Raw genomic sequence first — 17,528 nt, forward strand, 5'->3', positions numbered from 1 at the left:
GAACCGACAACGCTTCAGCTCCAAGGGCCCCGCACCGATGAGAGGTGCGGGGCCCTTGCACGTTCCGGGCGTTGTTCAGGGCAGGTAACGGCTGTGGTCCTCGCCCCTCATGCCCAGGTCCCCGGGACTAGAGTGGCGAAGGACGGCGTTAGGCCCTCGCACGTAAAGGCCGTAGGGGAGCGCAGAACATGTTCGAGAGATTCACCGACAGAGCCCGTCGGGTGGTCGTCCTGGCCCAGGAAGAGGCCCGGATGCTCAACCACAACTACATCGGGACCGAGCACATCCTGCTCGGCCTCATCCACGAGGGCGAAGGTGTCGCTGCGAAGGCCCTGGAGAGCCTGGGCATCTCGCTGGAGGCCGTCCGCCAGCAGGTCGAGGAGATCATCGGCCAGGGCCAGCAGGCCCCGTCCGGGCACATCCCCTTCACGCCGCGCGCCAAGAAGGTCCTGGAGCTGTCGCTGCGCGAGGCGCTCCAGCTCGGCCACAACTACATCGGCACCGAGCACATCCTGCTCGGCCTCATCCGCGAGGGTGAGGGCGTCGCCGCCCAGGTGCTGGTCAAGCTCGGTGCGGACCTCAACCGCGTCCGTCAGCAGGTCATCCAGCTCCTGTCCGGCTACCAGGGCAAGGAGCCGGCGGCCGCCGGCGGCCCCCAGGAAGGCACGCCGTCCACCTCGCTCGTGCTCGACCAGTTCGGCCGCAACCTCACGCAGGCCGCCCGGGAGGGCAAGCTCGACCCGGTCATCGGGCGCGAGAAGGAGATCGAGCGGGTCATGCAGGTCCTCTCGCGGCGCACCAAGAACAACCCGGTGCTGATCGGCGAGCCCGGCGTCGGCAAGACCGCCGTCGTCGAGGGCCTGTCCCAGAAGATCGTCCGCGGCGAGGTCCCCGAGACCCTCAAGGACAAGCAGCTGTACACCCTCGACCTCGGCGCCCTGGTCGCCGGCTCCCGCTACCGCGGTGACTTCGAGGAGCGGCTGAAGAAGGTCCTCAAGGAGATCCGCACCCGCGGCGACATCATCCTGTTCATCGACGAGCTTCACACCCTCGTGGGTGCGGGTGCCGCCGAGGGCGCGATCGACGCCGCCAGCATCCTCAAGCCGATGCTCGCCCGTGGTGAGCTCCAGACCATCGGTGCGACGACGCTGGACGAGTACCGCAAGCACCTGGAGAAGGACGCCGCGCTCGAGCGCCGCTTCCAGCCGATCCAGGTCGCGGAGCCGTCGCTGGCGCACACGATCGAGATCCTCAAGGGCCTGCGCGACCGGTACGAGGCGCACCACCGCGTCTCGATCACCGACTCCGCGCTGGTCGCGGCCGCCACCCTGGCCGACCGCTACATCTCCGACCGGTTCCTGCCGGACAAGGCGATCGACCTCATCGACGAGGCCGGCTCGCGCATGCGCATCCGCCGCATGACCGCGCCGCCGGACCTGCGCGAGTTCGACGAGCGCATCGCCTCCGTCCGCCGGGACAAGGAGTCGGCGATCGACGCGCAGGACTTCGAGAAGGCTGCCTCGCTCCGCGACAAGGAGAAGCAGCTCCTCGCCGAGAAGTCGACGCGCGAGAAGGAGTGGAAGGCTGGCGACATGGACGTCGTCGCCGAGGTGGACGAGGAGCTCATCGCCGAGGTCCTCGCGACCGCGACGGGCATCCCGGTCTTCAAGCTGACCGAGGAGGAGTCGACCCGACTGCTCCGCATGGAGGACGAGCTCCACAAGCGCGTCATCGGTCAGAAGGAAGCCATCAAGGCCCTCTCGCAGGCGATCCGTCGTACCCGCGCCGGCCTCAAGGACCCGAAGCGTCCGGGTGGTTCGTTCATCTTCGCCGGCCCGTCCGGTGTCGGTAAGACCGAGCTGTCCAAGACCCTCGCGGAGTTCCTGTTCGGCGACGAGGACGCCCTCATCGCCCTGGACATGTCCGAGTTCTCCGAGAAGCACACGGTCTCGCGTCTGTTCGGTTCGCCCCCCGGCTACGTGGGCTACGAAGAGGGTGGCCAGCTGACCGAGAAGGTGCGGCGCAAGCCGTTCTCGGTGGTCCTGTTCGACGAGGTCGAGAAGGCCCACCCGGACATCTTCAACTCGCTGCTGCAGATCCTGGAGGACGGTCGCCTGACCGACGCCCAGGGTCGGGTCGTCGACTTCAAGAACACCGTCATCATCATGACGACGAACCTGGGTACCCGGGACATCTCCAAGGGCATCAACCTGGGCTTCGCGGCCGACGGCAACCAGCAGACCGGCTACGAGCGGATGAAGCTCAAGGTCCAGGACGAGCTCAAGCAGCACTTCCGGCCCGAGTTCCTCAACCGCGTCGACGACATCGTCGTGTTCCACCAGCTGTTCGAGGAGGAGATCATCCAGATCGTGGATCTGATGGTCGCCAAGCTCGACGAGCGGCTGAAGGACAAGGACATGGCCATCGAGGTCACCCAGCCGGCGAAGCAGCTGCTCGCCAAGCGGGGCTTCGACCCGGTCCTCGGCGCCCGGCCCCTGCGTCGTGCGATCCAGCGGGAGATCGAGGACGTCCTCTCGGAGAAGATCCTCTACTCCGAGCTGCGCCCCGGTCAGATCGTGATCGTGGACGTCGAGGGCGAGGGCGACGCCGCCAAGTTCACCTTCCGCGGTGAGCCGAAGCCGGTCGTCGTCCCCGACACCCCGCCGGTGGAGCTCGGCTCTACGGAGTAACACCCGGTAGACGGAACATCTCGTCGCCGGCGGCCTCGATGAGGCCGTCGGCGACGAGTCCGTTAAGGGCCCGTTCGCGCTGCTCGGCCTGGTCCCAGCAGGTGGCGAGGACGTCGGCGGGAACGGCGTCCGGGAACGCGTCGCGCAGCACGGCGAGCAGGCGGCCGCGGACCTGGCGGTCCGTGCCGGCGTAGGTCTGGGCCTTGCGGGGCGGGCCGTCGTCGGCGGGCCGGCCGGCGGCGTGCCAGGCGCAGTCGGCGACGACGGGGCACAGCTCGCAGCGCGGGGACCGGGCGGTGCAGACCAGCGCACCGAGCTCCATCGACGCGACCGCCCAGCGGGCGGCGGTCGCGGGGTCCGCGGGCAGCAGCGCCGTCGCCATGGCGCGCTCGGCGGCGGTGATCGAGGTGCCCGGCAGCTCCCGGCCGTCGACGGTGCGGGCGAGGACGCGGCGCACGTTCGTGTCGAGCACGACGTGGCGGCGTCCGTAGGCGAAGGACGCGACCGCGGCGGCGGTGTAGTCGCCGATGCCGGGGAGCGCCTTGAGGGCGTCGTAGTCGGCGGGGACGACGCCGTCGTGCCGTTCGGTGATGGCGACCGCGGCCTGGTGCAGGCGCAGCGCCCGGCGCGGGTACCCCAGCCGGCCCCAGGCGAGGACCGCCTCGCCGGGGGAGTCGGCGGCCAGCGCGTCCGGCGTCGGCCAGCGCGTCATCCACGCCTGGTAGACGGGGAGGACCCGCACGACCGGCGTCTGCTGGAGCATCACTTCGCTGACGAGGACGGACCAGCCGTCGATGCCGGGCGCGCGCCAGGGCAGGTCGCGCGCGTTCGCGGCATACCACTGAAGGACCTGTGAGACCAGTCGCGTTCCCGGCGTGGCTTCCGGGTCCGGCGACGAGTCCGGCCTACCGTGGCGAGCAGTCATGAACTCCATTCTCGATCCAGCCGGTGAACGGCCCTCGGCGGTGTACTGGCGTCGACGGGCGATGGTGTTCGCTGCGTTCGCGGTCGTGGTGCTCCTGATGGCGAAGGCCTGCGGCGGGGATGGGCCCGACCTGTCGAAGACCGTGGTGCAGCGGGAGGTCCCGCTCGTCTCGACCTTCACGCCGACCCCGAGAGCGACGCCAGTCCCCACCGAGGCGCCGGCCGGCGACCCCGGGGTTGCTGACGACCCGAACAACCCGTACGAGCCCGGGGGCACGCCCGCGGACCCCTGCTCCGACCCGAACGTCGCGGAGATGGTCGGCGAGGACGGTCAGCCGCTCTGCGACGAGACCGTGACCCCGGCGACCGCCTCTCCCACCGCCGGTGCGACGGCGAGCCCGACGGCGAGCCCGACGGTGAAGCCCACGAAGACGGCCAAGCCGACCGCGACCCCCTCGGCGTCCGCGACCCCGACCTCCGACAGCGAGGCCGCCGGCCCGAACTCGTGCGCGAAGTCGGACCTGGAGGTCAAGCTCAAGACCGACCAGCGCGTGTACTCCGGCAGCCAGAAGCCGAAGCTGTACCTCGGCGTCCAGAACACCGGCGACGTCGCGTGCCTCGTCGACATGGGCTCCAAGGCGCTGTCGATCACGATCATCTCGGGCAAGGACCGCATCTGGTCCTCCGACGACTGCCAGGGCAAGGGCACCAGCGACGTCCGTCTGCTGAAGCCGGGTCAGACCCTGTGGGCCCGCTCGGTCTGGAGCAAGGTCCGCTCGAAGCCCGGCTGCCCGAAGGGCATGCCCACCGCGAAGCCCGGCACCTACGTGGTCGAAGGCTCCGCCGGCGGCGTCAAGGCCCGCAAGCGCGCCGTCATCGACATCAAGTAGCCCGCCGGCCCGCTCGTCGGCCGGCCCGCCCGCCGCCCGCTCGGCGGCCGGCCAGGCCGCGCCCTCGTCAAAAAAGGGTGTCACCCCTTACTGCGCAGTAAGGGGTGACACCCTTTTTTGACATGGCCGGCGGCGCCCGCGCCGGAGTGCGTCAGACGTAGCGCTCGAGGATCGAGGACTCGGCGAGGCGGGACAGGCCCTCGCGGACGGAGCGGGCGCGGGACTCCCCGACGCCTTCCACGCGCTGGAGGTCGTCGATGCTCGCGGCGAGGAGCTTCTGCAGGCCGCCGAAGTGCTCGACGAGACGGTCGATGACGGCCGACGGCAGGCGCGGGACCTTCGCCAGCAGCCGGAAGCCGCGGGGACTGACGGCGGCGTCGAGGGCCTCCGGGCTGCCGGAGTGGCCGAGGGCGCGGGCGACGGTCGGGAGGTCGAGCAGGTCGGTCGCGGTGAGGGAGTTCAGCGCCTCGAGCGAGTCCTCGACCGTGTACGGGTTCCGGCCGGTGATCGGCGGGAGGTAGTCGCGGGCGACCTGCTGGCGATCCGGCTCGACGCCGGAGATGAGCTCGTCGAGCTGCAGGGCGAGCAGGCGGCCGTCGGTCCCGAGCTCGACGACGTAGCCCTCGATCTCGCGGGCGATGCGGCGCACCATCTCTAGGCGCTGCGCGACCGCGGCGACGTCGCGGATCGTCACGAGGTCCTCGATCTCCAGCGCCGACAGGGTCCCGGAGACCTCGTCGAGGCGGAGCTTGTACCGCTCGAGCGTGGCGAGGGCCTGGTTCGCGCGGTCGAGGATCGAGCGCGACTCCTCGAGGACGTGCCGCTGACCTTGGATGTAAAGGGCAATCAGATTCATCGACTGGCTGACCGAGATGACCGGCAGCCCGACCTGGCGGGAGACGCGGTCCGCGGTGCGGTGCCGGGTTCCCGACTCCTCGGTGGGGATCGACGAGTCCGGCATCAGGTGCACGGCCGCGCGCAGGATCTTCGTGGCATCACGGTCGAGGACGATCGCGCCGTCCATCTTCGCCAGCTCACGCAGGCGCGTCGCGGAGAACTCGACGTCGAGCACGAAGCCGCCGGTGCACATCGACTCTACGGTCTTGTCGTGGCCGAGCACGATCAGGGCGCCGGTGTGGCCGCGGAGGATGCGTTCGAGGCCCTCGCGCAGCTGCGTCCCCGGAGCGACCGCGGCCAACGTGGCGCGCAGAAGCGCCTCGTGTTCGGCTCCCGATCGATCGGGACGCTCGATCGTGGTCACACTCCCCCACCTGGCCTGCGCGGCTGCAGTCGTCCCAGCGAGTGTAAACGCCGCGACCTGCGGATTCGCAGGACCTGGCAACTGAACGCGACCGGTTCGTCACCGACCCTTTGCGTGAACCACAACGGTTTCTGGTGCTTCTGAGCCGTTTTCACGCTCTGTCGCACACAGCCCGTCAGGCGCGGTGCAGGGTTCGCAACGGCACCGGAGGCTCCGGCGCGACCGCCGCGGCCCAGGCCAGCGCGAGCGTCGAGCACTCGATGACGGCCATGCCCTTGGGCGCGGCGTCCTGGTTGCCCGGCGGGACGATCGCGCGCTTGAAGCCCAGCCGCTGCGCCTCGGCCAGGCGTCGGGCGACGCCGGTGACGGGGCGGATCTCGCCGGTCAGGCCGACCTCGCCGAGCGCGACGAGGTCGCCGGGAAGCGGCTCGTCGGTGGCGCCGCTCGCGACCGCCAGACACACCGCCAGATCCGCGGCGGGGTCGGTGATCCGGACTCCGCCGACCGTGGCGGTGAAGACGTCGCTCTGGCTGAGCCGCACGCCGCCGCGGCGTTCGAGCACCGCGAGTGCCAGCGCGACGCGGGAGGAGTCGAGCCCGGAGCTCGTCCGGCGCGGGTTGTTGCCGATCGCCGGGCCGACGAGCGCCTGCACCTCCGCGACCAGCGGACGCCGGCCCTCGACGGTGACGGTGACGCACTGGCCGGGGATGCCCGCCGCCGTGCGGGACAGGAACAGCCCGCTGGGGTCGGGGAGCTCCTCGATGCCGTCGTCGCGCAGACCGAAGCAACCGACCTCGTCGGAGGGGCCGTAGCGGTTCTTCACGCCGCGGACCATGCGCAGCCGGCCCGTGCGTTCGCCCTCGAAGTGGAGCACGACGTCGACGAGGTGCTCCAGCACCCGCGGGCCGGCGATGCTGCCGTCCTTGGTGACGTGGCCGACGAGCACCGTCGTCATCCCGCGGTCCTTCGCCAGCCGCGTCAGGCCGGCGGCGACCTCGCGCACCTGCGTGACGCCGCCCGCGCTGCCCTCGGCGTCGGCGGTCGCGATCGTCTGGACGGAGTCGACGATCAGCAGCGCCGGGTCGACCTCCGTCACGTGCTCGGCGACCGCGCCGAGGTCGGTCTCGGCGGCGAGGTAGAGGGTCTGCTCGAGGGCGTTCACGCGGCCGGCGCGCAGGCGCACCTGGGCCGCGGACTCCTCGCCGGTGACGTAGAGAACCTTCGCGCCCGTCCGCGCGAACCGGGCCGCGACCTCGAGCAACAGCGTCGACTTGCCCACCCCGGGCTCGCCCGCGAGCAGGACGACCGCGCCGGCGACGAGGCCGCCCCCGAGCACCCGGTCGAGCTCACCGACCCCGCTCGGCGTCGACTTCGCGTCCTCGGCGCTGATCTCGGCGATCGGCAGCGGCGTCGACCGGGGGACGATCCGCCCACCCGTCCGCCGCGTCGTCCCCGGCGCGGCGACGACCTCGTTCATCGAGCTCCACGCGTGGCACTCCCCGCACCGGCCGACCCACTTCGCCGTCTGCCACCCGCACTCGCTGCACCGGTACGCCACCCGGGACCCCGTCGCCTTCGCCATGCTTCGAACACTAGTTCGCACCCCCGACAATCCCCGGCAGGCGCGCCCTCGCCACCCCTCCGCCGGCCCCGACGCTCCGCTCATGCATGAGCAGGTGGTCGAAATTCGGACATGGCGCGCCCGATTTTCGACCACCCGGTCATGCATGAGCGGGGTGCCTGGTGAAGCGGGGCGGCGGGGGCGGGGGAGGATGGGCGACGTGGAGCTTCTGCATTCGGGCAAGGTGCGTGACGTCTACCTCGACCCGGGGACCGACGAGCTGATCCTGGTGGCATCGGACCGGATCTCGGTCTACGACGTGGTGCTGCCGACGCCGATCCCCGACAAGGGGGCGATCCTGACGCAGCTGTCGCTGTGGTGGTTCGAGCAGCTGGCGGGGATCGTGCCCGACCACGTGGTCTCGGCCACGGACGTCCCGGCGGAGTGGGCGGGGCGGGCGATCCGGTGCAAGCGGCTGCGGATGGTGCCCGTCGAGTGCGTCGCACGCGGGTACCTCGCCGGCTCCGGGACGACGCAGTACCGGCAGACCGGCGCCGTCAGCGGGGTGCCGCTGCCGCCCGGGCTGGTCGAGGGCTCGAAGCTGCCCGAGCCGATCTTCACCCCGACGACGAAGGCCGCGGTCGGCGACCACGACGAGCCGATGACGCTGGAGCAGGTCCGCGAGCAGGTCGGGCCGCAGCTCGCCGACGAGCTCGTCGACGTGACGATGCAGATCTACCGCCGCGGCGCGGACCTCGCCGCCGAGCGGGGCGTCATCATCGCCGACACCAAGATCGAGCTCGGGCTCGACGAGCACGGGAAGCTGACGCTGGGCGACGAGCTCCTGACACCGGACTCGTCGCGGTTCTGGCCCGCCGACACCTGGGAGCCGGGGCACGCGCAGCCGAGCCTGGACAAGCAGTTCGTCCGCGACTGGGCGGCCGGCACGGGCTGGGACAAGAAGCCGCCGGCACCGCCGGTCCCCGACGACGTCGTCGCCGCGACGCGGGCCCGCTACGTCGAGGTCTACGAGCGGCTGACGGGGAAGCCCTGGGCGTGAGCGGGGCCTACCCCGGCGCGATCCCGAGCCCGAACATCTGGGACTACCCCGAGATCTACGAGGTCGAGAACCGGGCGGTCGACCCGGATCGCGTCATCGAGGCCGCGATCGCCGAGCTGGTGGCCCAGTCCCGCGCCGGTCTGCTGGGCGGCGACACCACCTGGGGGCACGTCCTCGACGTCGGCTGCGGGAACGGCTTCCACCTGCCCCGGCTGGCCGAGGTCGCGAAGCGCGTCACCGGCGTCGAGCCCCGCGCGTCCCTCGCCGCCGCCGCCCAGCACCGCACCCGGCACCTGAGCAACGTGACGATCCGTCAGGGCGTGGCGCAGGACCTCCCCGTGCCGTCCGGCTCCGTCGACGTCGCCCACGCCCGCTGGGCCTACTTCTTCGGCCCCGGCTGCGAACCGGGTCTGCGGGAGATCGACCGCGTCGTCCGTCGCGGCGGCCTCGCCGTCTTCCTCGACCATGACTCGACCCGCTCGGAGCTCGGACGCTGGTTCGCCGACGGCCTCGCCGTCGACGGCATCCCGCGCGACGTCGGCACCTACGAGCGGTTCTGGGCCCGGAACGGGTTCGCCCGCCGGTCCCTCGACATCCGCTGGCAGTTCGAGAACGCCGAGGACCTCGCCGCCGTGCTCCGCATCGAGTTCCCCGCCGAGACCGTGCTCCGCGCCCTCGCCGAGATCGGTGACCGCCTCGAACTCGAGGCCGCCGTCAACCTGTGGTTCCGCCGGTACTAGCGGCCCACGCGACCCCGTCCTCGGAGTCGTTGAGGTGGTCGAACCACCGCAGGACAAGGCCCTCGCGCAGCGCCCACGGACAGATCGTCAGCTGCGGGACCGAGAACAGGTCCATCGCCGCCTCGGCGACGACGGCGCCGGCGAGGAGCTGCTCCGCCCGGCCGACCGAGACCCCGGGCAGGGCGGCGCGCTCCGCCGCGGGCATCGTCGCCATCCGCCGCGTCCACTGCACGACGTCGGTGTGCGCGAGGGTCCGCCGGACGTAGAGCCCCTCCGCCGACGGAGCGGCGCCGGCCATCCGCGCGAGCTGCTTGAACGTCTTCGACGTCGCGACGGCGAGGTCCGGCGGCCCGTAGCGCAGCAACGGCCCGGCCACCCGCGCGATCTCGGCGCGCACGTGCTTGCGCAGCGCGGTCACCTCCTCCTCCGGCGGAGGGTCGGCGGTGAACCAGTGACGGGTCAGCCGTGCGGCGCCGAGGGGGAGCGAGGTCGCGGTGTCGGGCTCGGAGTCGATGCCGGTCGCGAGCTCGAGCGAACCACCGCCGATGTCGAACAGCAGCATCCGCCCGGCGGACCATCCGAACCAGCGCCGCACCGCGAGGAACGTCAGCCGCGCCTCGTCGCCGCCGTTGAGCACCTCCAGCGTGACGCCGGTGCGCCGGAGCACCTCGGCGAGCACGGTCTCGCCGTTGGGCGCCTCGCGGATCGCGGACGTCGCGAACGCCATCACCGACTCGACGCCGGCGTCGGAGGCGACGGTGGCGGACTCGGCCACGGCGTCCGCGAGCGCCGCGATGCCGTCGTCGGTGATCCGCCCGTCGGGGTCGAGATGGTCGACGAGCCGCAGCTCGATCTTGTGCGAGTGCGCGGCCCACGGACGAGCGCCGGGGTGGGCGTCCATGACCAGCAGGTGCACGGTGTTGGAGCCGACGTCGAGCACCCCCAGTCGCATGAGGCCGACGCTACCGCGGCGAATACGTGGCGAGGCGGTGGAAGCACCTAGTCTTGGCGGATGCCCGAGGTAGGTCTTGATTTCCCGCGTGCGTGGGCGGAGTTCCCCGACCCCGACAACCCCGACCAGATCTTTCGCTGCGACCTGACCTGGTTGACGTCGAACTACCGCTGCATCTTCGGCAACGGCTGCCAGGGGATCGTCGAGGGCCGCGCCTCCGACGGCTGCTGCTCGATGGGCGCGCACTTCTCCGACAAGAAGGACATCAAGCGGGTCCAGAAGTACGTGGACCAGCTCACCGACGAGACCTGGCAGTTCCGCAAGGTCGGGCTGAAGAAGGGGATCGTCGGCAAGGGCCCCGACGGTGACCCGATGACGCTGCGGCACAAGGGCGCCTGCGTCCTGCTGAACCGCCCGGGCTTTCCCGGGGGCGAGGGGTGCGCCCTGCACGGGCTGGCGCTGCGCAACGGGATGAACCCGCTGGAGACCAAGCCCGAGGTGTGCTGGCAGCTCCCGATCCGCCGTTCCTACCGGTGGGTGGACCGCGTCGACGACACCCGCTACCTCGAGATCACGATCACCGAGTACGACCGCCGGGGCTGGGGCCCGGGCGGCCACGACCTGCACTGGTACTGCACGTCGGCCACCGAGGCGCACCAGTCGCACGAACCGGTGTACGTGCACTCGGCGCCGGAGCTCCGCGAGCTGATGGGTGACGCCGCCTACGAGGTCCTGGCCGAGATGTGTCGCGCCCGGGAAGCCGCGCCGCACCCGATCGCGCCGCACCCGGCGTCGGAGCCGTTCCTGCTGCAGATCACCAAGAACCCCTACGCGGTCGAACCGGCGCCCGTTCCCCGCCCGCGCGCGAAGAAGGTCGACAAGCCTGGGGTGAAGAAGCTGAACAAGCCGGCAACCAAGACGAAGAGCAAGAAGGCGACCGAAGAACTCTGACGGTTCGTCAGGGCGCTAGTCCCGACTGCATGGCGAACACGACGAGCTGAGCCCGGTCGCGGGCGCCGAGTTTGATCATCGCCCGCCCGACGTGGGTGCGGACGGTGGCAGGGGAGACCACCAACGCCGCGGCGATCTCGTCGTTGGACGCGCCGGTCGCGACCCAGCCGGCGATCTCCTTCTCCCGGTCGGTGAGCAGGTGCAGCTGCGGGTGCGGAGTGCCGGCCCCCGAGCGACGGACGCCGAACTCCTCGATCACGCGCCGCGTGACCTCGGGGGAGAGCAGCGACCCGCCGTCGGCGACGACCCGGATCGCGCGCAGCAGCTCGGTCGGGTCCGAGTCCTTCACCAGGAACCCGCTCGCCCCCGACGACAGGGCGGTGAACACGTACTCGTCGAGGGAGAACGTCGTCAGCATGACGACGCGCGTCGCGGCCAGGTCGGGGTCCGCGGTGATGTCCGCGAGGACCGCCAGCCCGTCCTGGCCCGGCATCCGGATGTCGAGCAGGACGACGTCCGGCCGCGTCCGCCGCACCGCCTCCAGCGCGGCCACGCCGTCCTCGGCCTCGGCGACGAGCTCGATGTCGTCGGCGTCGTCGAGCAGGACGCGCAGCCCCATCCGGACCAGCGCCTGGTCGTCCGCGATCGCGACCCGGATCACCGCGGCTCCTGCGCCGGCAGCCCGGCCGGAAGAACCGCCGTCACCGTGAAGCCGCCCCCGGCGGCCGGGCCCGCGGTCAGCGTCCCGCCGACCGCGGCGGCGCGGGCGCGCATCCCGCCGATGCCGCCGCCCTCGGGGCCGGGGGTGCCGGTGCCGTCGTCGGCGACGGCGAGCCGCAGCTCGCCCGGCGTCCACGTCGTCGTGACGCGGACGCGGTGCGCGTCGGCATGGCGCAGGACGTTCGTCAGCGACTCCTGCACGATGCGGTACGCGGCGTGGTCGACGGCGGGGCTCACGGCACCAGCCTGCCCCGTCGTCGTCAGATCCACCGCGACCCCGGCCCGGCCGATCCGTTCCGCGAGCGCCGGCAGGTCGGCGAGGCCCGGCAGCCCCGGGGTCAGGGGAGCGTCGGCGGCGCGCAGGGTGTCCAGCGTCGTCCGCAGGCCGTCGAGGGCCTCGGTGCTCGCGGCGCGGATCTCCTCCAGCGCGATGCGCGCCTGCTCCGGCTTGCGGTCGAGCACGTGCAGCGCGACCCCGGCCTGCATCGCGATCACCGCGAGCCCGTGCCCGGCGACGTCGTGCACCTCGGCCGCGATGCGCAACCGCTCGGCGTCGACGGCCCGGTCGGCCTCCTCGCGCCGGGTGCGCAGCCGGACCTCGTGCCGCTGCCCGACGACGACACCGATCGCGAACGGCACCACCAGCCACGTCGGGCCGACGATCAGGCCGACCGTCGCCGAGTCGTCGGGCTCGCGGGCGAAGCGGACGACCAGACCGGTCGTGACGATCGCGAGCAGCAGGACCCCGGGCGGGATCGAGCGGGAGAGCGGCAGCGACGCCGCCATCGACGCGGTGACGATCGCGAGCGCGATCAGCACCGGCCCGAACGCGTAGCCCGACGCGGTGTAGACCGCGACCGCGGTGGCCGACGCGACCGCCGCGGGCACTGGCGCGACCCGGCGGAACACGAACGGCAGCGCGGCCAGCGAGGCGAGCAGGAACCCGCCGACGTCGATGCCCCGCAGCGCGTCGTCCTGGCCGGAGGCCGCACCGGCGGTGCCGGCGAGGACGAAGACCATCAGCGGCACCGTCAGCAGGATGTCGAGCGCCGGCGGCCGCCTCCTGCACTGGTCCACGCCCCGACCGTAGGCGCCGGGGCGTGGTGCCGTCACGGCTGCGCCGTTCGACGCGTTCATGCCACGTCCCGGCGGGTGAAGACCGTGCCCGCGACGGCCGCGGCGAGGACGCCGTAGACCGCGCTGGTCGCGAGGGCCTGCCCCGCGGAGACGTCGTCCCGCCCGCCGGCGACGAACGTCTCGAGCAGCAGGCCGGGGAAGACGGCGTTCGCGCCGTTCCACGCGTCGGCGAGGATGTGCTCGAACGGCCCGGCCCACGCGATGCCCACCGCGAGCGCGATCGGCACCGAACGCACCACGACCGCGAGCGCGGTCCCGAGCAGCGCGTAACCGGTCACCCAGATCAACACGGTGCCGTAGTCACCGAACGCGGCGGTGAGGGCGGCGCCGCTGGTCCAGGCCGAGGCGTCGATGCCCTGGCCGCCGGCGAGCACACGTGCGGTCGTCCAGCCGAGGACCTCGGCGATCGCGAGCAGCACCGCCGCGGACGCGAGCAGCGCCGCGAACTTGCCGGCGAGCAGACGCAGGCGGTCGGGCTGGCGCAGCACCATCGTGCGCACGTTGCCGCGGGAGAACTCCGCCGCCGTCGCGCCGGTGAACAGCACGAGGACGAAGAACCCGGCGAACGCGAGCGCCGTCGCGAACGCCTGCGTGCCGCCGCCCGCGGCGGCGAGTTCGTCGACGCTCAGGCCCGGGCCGCGCGCCGGTCCAGGCTCGGCCGCGGCGACCAGCAGGGCCGTCGCGCCGATCGAGAAGACGGCGGTGACGGCGAGCGCGAGCAGCACCGTGCGGCGCCGCCAGAGCTTGATCAGTTCGAAGCGCAGGGCGCGGGTCATCGGGAGCTTCCTTCCACCTGGGCGAGGTAGTGGGCCTCGAGGTCGGGACGGCGCACGGCGAGTTCGGCGAGGACGATCCCCTCGCCGATGGCGGCCCGGTTGACGGCCACCGCGACGGCCCGCGCGTCCCCGCGCGGCACCGGGATCAGGACCCCGTCACCAGTCGCGGAAACGTCCTCGCCGCCGCGCTTCGCCAGCTCGACGAGCCGGCTCAGGTCGGTGGCGTCCGCGGGCGTCGCGAAGACCTGCGGGACGGCCTGGGCGAGGAAGCCGGCCGTCGGGCCCTGGTACAGCAGGACACCGCGGTCGAGGACGAGCAGCCAGTCGCAGATCTGCTCGAGGTCGCCGAGCAGGTGCGAGGAGACGAACACCGTCCGCCCGCCGCCGGCGGCGCGGGCAACGAGCTCGCGCATGTCGCGCATGCCGACCGGGTCGAGGCCGTTGGACGGCTCGTCGAGGATCAGCAGCTCGGGGTCGCCGAGCAGCGCGGCGGCGATCGCGAGGCGCTGCTTCATGCCGAGGGAGTAGCTGCGGAAGCGGTCGCGGCCGCGGTCGCCGAGGCCGACGAGCTCCAGCAGGCCGGGGACCGCGGCGGCGTCGTGTCCGCCGAGGGCCGCCAGCGCCCGCAGGTTCTGCTCGCCGGTCAGGCCCGGCCACAGGGTCGGACCGTCGATCAGGGCGCCGACCCGGCCGAGGTACGCGCCGGGGTCGGCCAGCGGCGCGCCCAGCACGGTCCCGGTCCCCGCGGTCGGGCGGACCAGGCCGAGCAGCGTCGCCATCGTCGTCGTCTTGCCCGCGCCGTTCGGGCCGACGAAGCCGGCCACCACCCCGCGCGGGATCTCGAAGGACAGGGCGTCGACCACGGTCCGTGCGCCGGAGCCGCGCCCGTAGGTCTTGGTCAGCCCGGTCACGCTCACGGCCGGGGTGCCGGGAATCGTCGTCGTCATGGGATCCAGAGTCGCGATCGTGAGCGTCTCCGGCGTCCGCGTGTGAGCGGCTTCGCGCCTACGCAATCCGACGTACCCGGCACGCTCCGAGCGGGCCGCCTACGCTTGTCCCATGACCGCTGGGGAGACCGCAGTTCCCCCTGCCCGAGGTGTGCAGGTGCCAGACGCCAAGGTCTGCCTGTCCACGTCCTCGACCTACCCCGAGTCGACCGGGGCCGCGTTCGAGATGGCCGCCAACCTGGGCTTCGACGGGATCGAGGTCATGGTCGGCGTCGACCCGGTCAGCCAGGACGCCGACGCCCTGCGCCACCTGTCCGAGTACCACCAGATCCCGATCATCGCGATCCACGCCCCCTGCCTGCTGATCACGCAGCGGGTGTGGGGAACCGAGCCGTGGGTGAAGCTCGACCGGGCCCGCGAGGTGGCCGAGCGCCTCGGGGCGGAGACCGTCGTCGTCCACCCGCCGTTCCGCTGGCAGCGCGACTACGCGAAGGCGTTCGAGGCCGGCCTCGCGTCACTCGCGGAGGAGACCGACATCGCCTTCGCGGTCGAGAACATGTACCCCTGGCGCGCCCGCGGGCGTGAGGTGAAGGCCTACGCGCCGGACTGGGACATCGTCGACCGCGACTACCCGCACGTGACCCTGGACCTGTCGCACACCGCCGTCTCGCACTCGGACCCGCTGGCGATGATCGACGCCCTCGGCGACCGGCTGCGCCACCTGCACATGGCCGACGGGTCGGGGTCGAACAAGGACGAGCACCTGATCCCGGGCCGGGGCACCCAGCCGTGCGCCGAGGTCCTGGAGGCCCTCGCCCGCCGCGGGTTCACCGGCAACGTCGTGCTCGAGGTGAACACCCGCCGCTGCTCCAACCGCCGCGAGCGCGAGGCCGACCTCGCCGAGGCCCTCGCGTTCACCCGGCTCCACCTCGCCGCCGCCGTGGAGCTCGACCGCGACCGCTGACCCCGCGCACTGGAGATGTCATCTCCACCGCGAGGGGCCCGGTTCGTTGGAGATGTCATCTCCACCGCGAGAGGCCCGGTTCGTTGGAGATGTCCTCTCCAACGGGGGTGTGGTGTCGTATTTCGGCGAGAAGTCGGCGCTAATCTCCGGACTCACGTCCGAGCGGACGGATCAGGCTGTCGTCTGCCGGAGGTGTTGCGGTGCGTGTTCGTCGTCGTGTTGCTGTGGTGGTCGGCACGGTCACTGCCCTGGGAGTCGTGGGGGCGGGGTTCGCCTACGCCGCGACCAGCGCGACCACGCAGGTGAAAGCGTGCGCGAAGAAGTCGGACGGCACGCTGCGCCTGGCGAACAAGTGCAAGTCGACGGAGAAGTCCGTGAAGTGGGCGAAGACCGGCCCCCAGGGCCCCGCCGGCCCGCGCGGTGCCACCGGCCCCGCCGGTCCGAGCGAGGTCCGCGTGTTCAACGTCCCCTCGAACGGCGCGCCCGTGGCGTCGACCCCGTCCGCGACGTTCACCCTCCCGGCCGGTGTCTGGATGCTGCGTTCCGACGTGCGGATCGGCGCGACCGGCGTCGACAAGTCGGTGTACTGCCTGTTCAGCATCAACGCCTCGAACAAGGGGCAGACCTTCGCCACCTTCATCTCGGCGCTGCCCGGCGGTGCCACCTCCGTCTCCACGGTGCTGCCGGTGTCGGCGACGGTGAATCTCAGCCAGTCGACGCCGCTGAACCTCGCGTGCGGCCGGGAGGGCGCCGCGACGATTCTGGTCAGCCAGATCACGGCGACCCGGGTCGGGAGCGTCACCCCCGCGCTGCCGCCGCAGACGTTCGCGACCCCCTGACCGCTGCCTGACGGGGTCTCAGACCCCGTCGGGGAAGTACGGCGCGGTCCAGCCGAGGTAGCGGGCGTTCCAGCGTTCGTCGATCGTCCAGGCCGGGACGATGCTGATCCGGCCCGGCGTGACGATGTCGTTGCTGGCGACGTAACCGTTGCCGAGCGAGAGTGCGACGTGGCCCGCGCGCTTGCCGGTGTCCCAGAACATCAGTGCGCCGGCGGGGGCGTTGCGCTCGCGGTGGTGGCGCAGGCCGCCGGGTGTGAACAGCCAGTGGTCGATCGCGTACCGGGTGCCTGCGTGGTCCCAGCCGTACGCCTGGGCGGTGAAGTTCAGGCACAGGTTCAGCCAGCCGTAGTCGCCGGCCATCGAGCGGGCCCACGCGACCGCGGACGCCGGGGTGCGCGGGTTCGGCACCGGCGTGTACAGCGAGCGCGAGGAGTTCGCGACGCCGAGACCCTTCGCGTACCTCGGCGTCCGCGCCTTGATCTCGGCGATGTACTCGCGGGTCACCGGTAGCTGCGCGAGGCCGCCGACCTGGTTCAGCCGCTTCCAACCGAGCCGGTACGCGGCGAGGGCCAGTGACAGCCGGTCGCCGGGCAGGTTCGACTGCACCGCCTGCGTGTAGTAGGTGCACAGCATCCGGGCCTGGGTGTCGATCGCGTCCCAGGAGTCCAGCGGGCTGTTGGTCCCGTCGCCGTCCGCGTCGCGGCCCCAGGCCTGCCACATGCGCATGGAGAGCTGGGCGAGGCCGAGCGTCCCGTTCGGACCCTCCTTGAGGGGGTCCCACCCGCTCTCGACCTCGATGAGCGCCGCCTGCATCCCGGCCGGGAAGTGGGGGCAGGTGTAGGACGCGTCCGCGAGGGCGGCGTGGAAGCGCGCCGGGGTGGCGCCGGTCTCGGCCGGTGCGGCCGACGCGACGCCGAAGATCCCGGCGATCAGCGGCAGCACCGCACCTCCGACAACGGCGGCAACGCGCCGGTAGCGCATGACGGGCTCCTTGCTGGTCGTACGACGTGCGTCCCCGCCGCGGGTGGCGGAAGGCGAAATCGTACGAATCGGTCTCATGATCGTGCCGGGTTTCGGGTTTTGCGCAGGTCAAAGTCTGTCTTCCGGGGGTCGTCG

At 72.1% G+C, this 17,528-nt stretch carries 16 protein-coding genes; 7 read left to right on the top strand and 9 right to left on the bottom strand.

The window, feature by feature from the left end; all coding sequences use genetic code 11:
• The first annotated feature begins 188 nt into the window (after positions 1–188).
• A complete protein-coding gene (locus ABD401_RS13120) occupies positions 189–2,690 on the top strand; it encodes an ATP-dependent Clp protease ATP-binding subunit (protein WP_344605369.1) in 2,502 nt (833 codons plus the stop codon).
• Here the strand turns inward: ABD401_RS13120 and ABD401_RS13125 are convergent.
• Positions 2,680–3,624 carry an HhH-GPD family protein gene (locus ABD401_RS13125; RefSeq protein WP_425566134.1) on the bottom strand — a complete coding sequence of 315 codons (945 nt, stop codon included), beginning with the start codon at positions 3,622–3,624 and terminating at the stop codon, positions 2,680–2,682. The two genes, ABD401_RS13120 and ABD401_RS13125, sit on opposite strands and share 11 nt — an antisense overlap.
• Between ABD401_RS13125 and ABD401_RS13130 the strand changes: the two genes are divergently transcribed.
• On the top strand, positions 3,614–4,504 hold the full coding sequence (locus tag ABD401_RS13130) for a hypothetical protein (RefSeq protein WP_344605373.1): 891 nt from the start codon (positions 3,614–3,616) through the stop codon (positions 4,502–4,504). The two genes, ABD401_RS13125 and ABD401_RS13130, sit on opposite strands and share 11 nt — an antisense overlap.
• Before the next feature lie 151 nt (positions 4,505–4,655).
• Here ABD401_RS13130 and disA read toward each other — a convergent pair whose 3' ends face one another.
• Both disA and radA read right to left on the bottom strand, forming a co-directional pair.
• Complete coding sequence (gene disA / locus ABD401_RS13135; RefSeq protein WP_425566142.1) at positions 4,656–5,714, bottom strand: DNA integrity scanning diadenylate cyclase DisA; 1,059 nt, start codon at positions 5,712–5,714, stop codon at positions 4,656–4,658.
• A gap of 226 nt (positions 5,715–5,940) precedes the next feature.
• Positions 5,941–7,347 carry a DNA repair protein RadA gene (gene radA, locus ABD401_RS13140; protein WP_344605377.1) on the bottom strand — a complete coding sequence of 469 codons (1,407 nt, stop codon included), beginning with the start codon at positions 7,345–7,347 and terminating at the stop codon, positions 5,941–5,943.
• 199 nt (positions 7,348–7,546) lie between these two features.
• Between radA and ABD401_RS13145 the strand changes: the two genes are divergently transcribed.
• Together ABD401_RS13145 and ABD401_RS13150 are read left to right on the top strand one after the other, a co-directional pair.
• Complete coding sequence (locus ABD401_RS13145) at positions 7,547–8,386, top strand: phosphoribosylaminoimidazolesuccinocarboxamide synthase (RefSeq protein WP_344605379.1); 840 nt, start codon at positions 7,547–7,549, stop codon at positions 8,384–8,386.
• Entirely contained in the window at positions 8,383–9,126 is a 744-nt protein-coding gene (locus ABD401_RS13150; protein ID WP_344605381.1) for a class I SAM-dependent methyltransferase, read from the top strand. The genes ABD401_RS13145 and ABD401_RS13150 overlap by 4 nt, the downstream gene beginning before the upstream one ends.
• Here ABD401_RS13150 and ABD401_RS13155 read toward each other — a convergent pair.
• Positions 9,101–10,078 (bottom strand): Ppx/GppA phosphatase family protein, encoded by a 978-nt coding sequence (locus ABD401_RS13155; RefSeq protein WP_344605383.1) that lies wholly within the window; start codon positions 10,076–10,078, stop codon positions 9,101–9,103. The two genes, ABD401_RS13150 and ABD401_RS13155, sit on opposite strands and share 26 nt — an antisense overlap.
• Before the next feature lie 60 nt (positions 10,079–10,138).
• Between ABD401_RS13155 and ABD401_RS13160 the strand changes: the two genes are divergently transcribed.
• On the top strand, positions 10,139–11,029 hold the full coding sequence (locus tag ABD401_RS13160) for a DUF3109 family protein (protein ID WP_344605385.1): 891 nt from the start codon (positions 10,139–10,141) through the stop codon (positions 11,027–11,029).
• A 7-nt stretch (positions 11,030–11,036) separates the two neighbouring features.
• On the opposite strand, the gene ABD401_RS13165 is transcribed toward ABD401_RS13160, so the two are convergent.
• Genes ABD401_RS13165 through ABD401_RS13180 form a run of 4 tightly spaced genes read right to left on the bottom strand, consistent with a single transcriptional unit; the run spans position 11,037 to position 14,609 of the window.
• Positions 11,037–11,690, bottom strand: a complete 654-nt coding sequence (locus ABD401_RS13165; RefSeq protein ID WP_344605387.1) for a response regulator transcription factor — start codon at positions 11,688–11,690, stop codon at positions 11,037–11,039.
• Positions 11,687–12,826, bottom strand: a complete 1,140-nt coding sequence (locus ABD401_RS13170) for a sensor histidine kinase (RefSeq protein WP_344605389.1) — start codon at positions 12,824–12,826, stop codon at positions 11,687–11,689. Before ABD401_RS13170 ends, ABD401_RS13165 begins: the two co-directional genes overlap by 4 nt.
• Positions 12,827–12,882: 56 nt before the next feature.
• Positions 12,883–13,662 carry an ABC transporter permease gene (locus ABD401_RS13175; RefSeq protein ID WP_344605391.1) on the bottom strand — a complete coding sequence of 260 codons (780 nt, stop codon included), beginning with the start codon at positions 13,660–13,662 and terminating at the stop codon, positions 12,883–12,885.
• Entirely contained in the window at positions 13,659–14,609 is a 951-nt protein-coding gene (locus tag ABD401_RS13180) for an ABC transporter ATP-binding protein (RefSeq protein ID WP_344605393.1), read from the bottom strand. Before ABD401_RS13180 ends, ABD401_RS13175 begins: the two co-directional genes overlap by 4 nt.
• Positions 14,610–14,760: 151 nt before the next feature.
• On the opposite strand from ABD401_RS13180, the gene ABD401_RS13185 reads away from it, so the two are divergent.
• On the top strand, positions 14,761–15,573 hold the full coding sequence (locus ABD401_RS13185; RefSeq protein ID WP_344605533.1) for a sugar phosphate isomerase/epimerase family protein: 813 nt from the start codon (positions 14,761–14,763) through the stop codon (positions 15,571–15,573).
• A gap of 200 nt (positions 15,574–15,773) precedes the next feature.
• The gene (locus tag ABD401_RS13190; protein WP_344605395.1) at positions 15,774–16,412 is read left to right on the top strand and encodes a hypothetical protein; all 639 of its coding nucleotides are present in this window, start codon (positions 15,774–15,776) and stop codon (positions 16,410–16,412) included.
• 18 nt (positions 16,413–16,430) lie between these two features.
• Here the strand turns inward: ABD401_RS13190 and ABD401_RS13195 are convergent, their stop codons facing one another.
• Positions 16,431–17,393 (bottom strand): transglycosylase SLT domain-containing protein, encoded by a 963-nt coding sequence (locus ABD401_RS13195; RefSeq protein WP_344605397.1) that lies wholly within the window; start codon positions 17,391–17,393, stop codon positions 16,431–16,433.
• Positions 17,394–17,528 lie beyond the last annotated feature (135 nt).

Origin of the sequence: Sporichthya brevicatena (assembly GCF_039525035.1) — a bacterium.
Classification (GTDB): domain Bacteria; phylum Actinomycetota; class Actinomycetes; order Sporichthyales; family Sporichthyaceae; genus Sporichthya; species Sporichthya brevicatena.

Coding starts and splice junctions, on each gene's coding strand:
- ABD401_RS13120 (WP_344605369.1), top strand. CDS start 189: ATGTTCGAGAGATTCACCGACAGAGCCCGTCGGGTGGTCGTCCTGGCC.
- ABD401_RS13130 (WP_344605373.1), top strand. CDS start 3,614: ATGAACTCCATTCTCGATCCAGCCGGTGAACGGCCCTCGGCGGTGTAC.
- ABD401_RS13125 (WP_425566134.1), bottom strand. CDS start 3,624: ATGGAGTTCATGACTGCTCGCCACGGTAGGCCGGACTCGTCGCCGGAC.
- radA (WP_344605377.1), bottom strand. CDS start 7,347: ATGGCGAAGGCGACGGGGTCCCGGGTGGCGTACCGGTGCAGCGAGTGC.
- ABD401_RS13155 (WP_344605383.1), bottom strand. CDS start 10,078: ATGCGACTGGGGGTGCTCGACGTCGGCTCCAACACCGTGCACCTGCTG.
- ABD401_RS13160 (WP_344605385.1), top strand. CDS start 10,139: ATGCCCGAGGTAGGTCTTGATTTCCCGCGTGCGTGGGCGGAGTTCCCC.
- ABD401_RS13175 (WP_344605391.1), bottom strand. CDS start 13,662: ATGACCCGCGCCCTGCGCTTCGAACTGATCAAGCTCTGGCGGCGCCGC.
- ABD401_RS13180 (WP_344605393.1), bottom strand. CDS start 14,609: ATGACGACGACGATTCCCGGCACCCCGGCCGTGAGCGTGACCGGGCTG.
- ABD401_RS13195 (WP_344605397.1), bottom strand. CDS start 17,393: ATGCGCTACCGGCGCGTTGCCGCCGTTGTCGGAGGTGCGGTGCTGCCG.